A 4811-nucleotide genomic window follows, 5' to 3' on the forward strand; every position below is an offset into this window, starting at 1 on the left:
CGCCGCCGCCCGTCGAGACCCCGCGGGCGGCGGCGCCGTGTCCGGGGCCCGGACGGAACCGGGCGCGGGGGACCGTGTCCCCGCGGCCCGGTGACGGAGGGTATGGAAAAGTCGGGTTCGTATCCGTTCGGAGGAGGGGTTCCCATGCAGAGCCTGATGGCGCGGCTGCTGTCGCTGGCGCTGCGTGTGGTGCGCAAACGCCCGATGGAGTCGGTGGAGGGCGCGCGGGAGTGGCTGTACGAGCCCAAGGACGACCCGGCGCCCCCGCACTGGATCGCCCAGCGCCACCGGATCGGCCTCAGGACGGTCGCCGGCTTCCCCGTCTACACCGTGCGGCCCCGCGAGGGCGAGGACCCGCCCAGGGCCGTGCTGTACGTGCACGGCGGGACCTACGTCAGCGAGATCTCCGCCTGGCACTGGGTGCTCATCGCCCGGATGGCCGACGCGGGCTGCCGGGTGGAGGTGCCGCTCTACGGGCTGGCGCCCGAGCACACCTACCGGGAGGCCTTCCCGTTCCTGACGCAGGTCTACCGGGAGCTGTCGGCGGACGTGGCGCCGGAGCGGACCGCGTTCGCGGGCGACTCCGCGGGCGGCGGCCTCGCGCTGGCCCTGGCCCAGACCCTGACCGGTGCGGGGCTGCCGGAGCCGGCGCGGCTGATCCTGATCTCCCCGTGGGCCGACCTGACGATGTCCAACCCCGAGATCGCCGAGGTGGACGAACGCGACCCCTGGCTGAGCCCGGTGGGGATGCTGGAGGCGGCCAAGTCCTGGTCGGGCGGCGACGACCTGTCCCTGCCCCGGCTGAGCCCGGTCTACGGGGAGCTGGCGACCCTGCCGCCGATGGACCTCTACATCGGCACGCGCGACGTGCTGCTGCCCGACACCCGCCGCCTACGGGACCTGGTGGCCGAGGTCGGGGGCACGGTCCGCCTCAGCGAGGAGGAGGACGCCCTCCACATCTACCCGCTGATCCCGGTCCCCGAGGGCGGCCCGGCGCGGGCCGAGATCCTGCGGACCGTCCGGGACCTGTGAGCGCCCGCGGTGCCCGCCGCCGGGCACCGCGGACGCGCGGTCACGTCATGCGGCGTACGACGGACAGCGGCAGCCGCTTCATCAGGAACCCGATCGGCACCCACGGCCAGGCGGGGACGTACGCCTTGGCCCTGCGCTTCTCGATGGCCGCGACCATGGCGCGCACCCCGGTCCCGGTGTCGACCATGAACCGGGTCCGCTGCTCGACCCTCTCGTTCATCTCCGACCGGATGTAGCCGGGGTGGACGACCGACACGTCCACACCGGGGATGTTCTCGGCCCGCACCCCCTCGGCCAGGGCGGACAGCCCGGCCTTGGTGGCGGCGTAGACGGTCATGGACCGGCGCATGCCGCGCAGCGCCGACATCGACGAGATCACCACCAGGTGGCCGCGGCCCTGCTCCCGGAAGATCCCCAGGGCCGCCTCCATCTGGGCCAGCGCCCCCACGAAGTTGGTCATGGCGGTCTGCCGGTTGGCGTCGTACCGGCCGGTGCCCAGGGCCGCGCCCTTGCCCAGCCCGGCGTTGACGACCACCCGGTCCACGGAGCCCAGCTCCCCGGCGAGCTCGCCGAAGACCCGGAAGACGGCGTCGTCGTCGGTGACGTCCAGGGCCCTGAGCACCACGCGCCGGCCGGGGTGGGCGGCGGTGATCTCCGCGCGCAGCTCCTCCAGCCGGTCGGTGCGGCGGGCGCTCAGCCCCAGGTCGTAGCCGAGCGCGGCGAACTGCCGGGCCATCTCGGCGCCCAGCCCGGCGCTGGCCCCGGTGATGACGACGGTGCCCCTGCTCACGTCCGCTCCTTCGCCGCGGGCTTCTCGCCGGCGGACCCGCCGGCGTGCCTGAGCATCTGCCCGGCCACGGCCCGCATGGTCCGGTCGTACAGGGGGCGGGCCAGGCGCTTGGCCCAGAACGCGCTCCTGGCCTGCGCGTCGGGGATGATCAGGTGGGTGCCCCGGTCCACGGCCCGCACCACGCGGGCGGCGATGTCCCCGGCGCCCAGGCGCGACCCGTTGATGAGCTTGACCGCGCTCTTCTCCACCTCGGGGTCGCTGCCGCGCAGGGACGACGCCAGGTTGGTGCGGAAGAACGAGGGGCACACCACCGACACCCGCACCCCGAACGGGTGGAGTTCGTGGAGCAGGGTCTCGCTGAGCGCCACCACGGCCGCCTTGGTGGCGTTGTAGGAGCTCATCGCGGGCGGGTGGATGAGCCCGGCGGCCGAGGCGGTGTTGACGATGTGGCCCGAGCCCTGCCGCTTGAACAGCGGGGTGAAGGTGCGGCAGCCCCGCACCACGCCGAACAGGTTGATCTCGGTGATCCACCGCCAGTCGTCCATGCCCAGGACGTCGATGCGGCCGCCCGCGGCGACCCCGGCGTTGTTCACCAGGACGTCCAGGCCGCCCCAGTGCTCCTCGACCCAGGCCAGGGCGCCCGCCCAGTCGTCGTCGGAGGTGACGTCCAGGCGCAGGTAGTCGGCGCCCGCAGGCAGGTCCGCGGGCGCCTCCTCGGCCAGGTCGGTGGCCAGGACGCGGTCGCCCCGGGCGCTGAACCCGGCGACGAGCGCGGCGCCCAGTCCGGAGGCCCCGCCGGTCACCAGGACGGTGCGGGGGGTGGAGGTGGTGGTCATGTCCGGCTCCGTGTTCCATCGGTTCGCTGTCGAACGACGGGAACCCGGTGCGCCGGTCCGGGTCCGTCGGTGGACGCCCCGCCGTGCGGCGGCGCGTCGCGCCACGATCCTAGTGAACACCGTTAGGTAATCCGGAGGCCGGTCCCGTACACCAGCAGCGGTGCCCGCCGCGGGCCCCTATCATGCGGGGATGAGCGAACGGACGATACAGCCCAGGGACGACCACCCCCACCGCGGCGAGGTACGGGAGGTCCCCACCTCGCAGAGCGCCACCGAACTCGTCTACGCCCCCGAGCGGGACGGCCTGGCCGACGCGGGCGAGATCGTGTGGACCTGGGTCCCCTTCGAGGAGGACGCCTCCCAGGGCAAGGACCGGCCCCTGCTGGTGGTGGGCCGCAAGGGCCGCCGCCTGCACGGGCTGATGCTGTCCTCCCAGCGCCCCGAGCAGTGGGAGCGCCAGGACTGGCTGCCCATCGGATCGGGCCCCTGGGACCGCGAGGGCCGCGACTCCTTCCTGCGGGTGGACCGCCTCTTCGAGTTCGACGAGGACGACATCCGCCGCGAGGCCGCCGTCCTGGAGGAGAAGACCTTCTGGCTGGTCGCCGACGTCCTGCGCAGCCGCTACGGCTGGAGCTGACGGTACCCGCGTCCACAACCGAACCCGCACCCGCGCCCGGGCCCCGCACGGGACCCGGGCGCCGTCCTCCAACGCCGCCCGCCGGCGCCGTCCCACCCTGTGGACGATTCCCGGCGGGGGAGGCGCCGGGCGGATACGCTGGACGGATCACCCCGGCCCGGTCCTTCGACGCGGCAGGACCCGGGCGTGCGGGGGCCCTCCCGAATCCCGAGAGAGTAACGCCATGAGTGACATCGAGCGCGAGGTCCGCGCGGTAGCCGAACGTGCGGGGGACGCGGCGGCCGACCTCGCCCCGCTCAGCCGGGCGGTCAAGGACGCCGCCCTGGAGGCGATCGCCGACGCCCTGGTCAAGCGGGCCGACGAGATCACGGCCGCCAACGCCCAGGACGTGGCGCGGGCCCGCGAGGACGGCACCTCCGAGGCCATGGTCGACCGCCTCACGCTGACCCCGCGGCGGATCGAGGCGATCGCCGACGCCGTCCGCGAGATCGTCGAGCTGCCCGACCCGGTGGGCGAGTCCGTGCGCGGCGGGGTGCTCCCCAACGGCCTGGACCTGCGCCAGATCCGCGTTCCGCTGGGTGTGGTCGGCATCATCTACGAGGGCCGCCCCAACGTCACCGTGGACGCCGCCGCGCTGTGCCTCAAGAGCGGCAACGCCGCCCTGCTGCGCGGCTCCTCCTCGGCCTACGACTCCAACACCGCCATCGTCGGCGTCATCCGCGACGCCCTGGAGGGCACCGGGGTCCCGGTGGACGCCGTGCAGCTGGTGCCCGGCCGCACCCGGGAGTCCTCCCTGGCGCTGATGCGCGCCCGCGGCCTGGTCGACGTCCTCATCCCGCGCGGCGGCGGCTCCCTCATCCAGGCGGTGGTCCGCGACTCCACCGTCCCGGTCATCGAGACCGGCGAGGGCCTGTGCCACGTGTACGTGGACGCCGAGGCCGACCTCGACAAGGCGGTGGCCGTCACCGTCAACTCCAAGGCCCAGCGCGTGTCGGTGTGCAACGCCGCCGAGACCCTGCTGGTGCACGAGGCCGTCGCGGAGGAGTTCCTGCCGCGGGTGCTGGCCGAGCTGGCGCGGGCCGGGGTGAGCGTGCACGGCGACACCCGGGTGCGCGGGATCGCCGCCGCCCACGCCTCGCCCGCCGACGTCGTCGAGGCCACCGAGGAGGACTGGGCCGCCGAGTACCTGTCCCTGGACCTGGCGGTGCGGGTCGTGCCCACCGTGGACGACGCGCTGGCGCACATCCGCCGCTACTCCACCAAGCACACCGAGGCCATCATCACCGACTCGCTCAAGACCTCCCGGTACTTCGTGTCCCGGGTGGACGCGGCCGCGGTGATGGTCAACGCCTCCACCCGGTTCACCGACGGCGGTGAATTCGGATTCGGTGCCGAGATCGGCATCTCCACCCAGAAACTGCACGCCCGGGGCCCGATGGGCCTGACCGAGATGACCTCCACCAAGTACATCGTGACCGGTGACGGCCATGTGAGGTGAGTCGCACCGGCCGTGGGG

The 4811-nt window shown here is 73.8% G+C and carries 5 protein-coding genes; 3 read left to right on the forward strand and 2 right to left on the reverse strand.

What is annotated here, in order from left to right; all coding sequences use genetic code 11:
* Nucleotides 1–144: 144 nt before the first annotated feature.
* Nucleotides 145–1032, forward strand: coding sequence for an alpha/beta hydrolase fold domain-containing protein (locus ACJOT3_RS32520; protein ID WP_406976965.1), 888 nt, complete (start codon nucleotides 145–147; stop codon nucleotides 1030–1032).
* Nucleotides 1033–1072: 40 nt separating this feature from the next.
* Here the strand turns inward: ACJOT3_RS32520 and ACJOT3_RS32525 are convergent, their stop codons facing one another.
* Nucleotides 1073–1822, reverse strand: coding sequence for an SDR family oxidoreductase (locus ACJOT3_RS32525; protein ID WP_406976966.1), 750 nt, complete (start codon nucleotides 1820–1822; stop codon nucleotides 1073–1075).
* Entirely contained in the window at nucleotides 1819–2658 is an 840-nt protein-coding gene (locus ACJOT3_RS32530; protein ID WP_406976967.1) for an SDR family NAD(P)-dependent oxidoreductase, read from the reverse strand. The genes ACJOT3_RS32525 and ACJOT3_RS32530 overlap by 4 nt, the downstream gene beginning before the upstream one ends.
* Nucleotides 2659–2848: 190 nt before the next feature.
* On the opposite strand from ACJOT3_RS32530, the gene ACJOT3_RS32535 reads away from it, so the two are divergent.
* Nucleotides 2849–3295, forward strand: a complete 447-nt coding sequence (locus tag ACJOT3_RS32535) for a type II toxin-antitoxin system PemK/MazF family toxin (RefSeq protein ID WP_406976968.1) — start codon at nucleotides 2849–2851, stop codon at nucleotides 3293–3295.
* A gap of 223 nt (nucleotides 3296–3518) precedes the next feature.
* Nucleotides 3519–4793 (forward strand): glutamate-5-semialdehyde dehydrogenase, encoded by a 1275-nt coding sequence (locus ACJOT3_RS32540; protein ID WP_406976969.1) that lies wholly within the window; start codon nucleotides 3519–3521, stop codon nucleotides 4791–4793.
* Nucleotides 4794–4811 lie beyond the last annotated feature (18 nt).

This window comes from Nocardiopsis protaetiae (genome assembly GCF_045446735.1).
GTDB lineage: Bacteria > Actinomycetota > Actinomycetes > Streptosporangiales > Streptosporangiaceae > Nocardiopsis > Nocardiopsis protaetiae.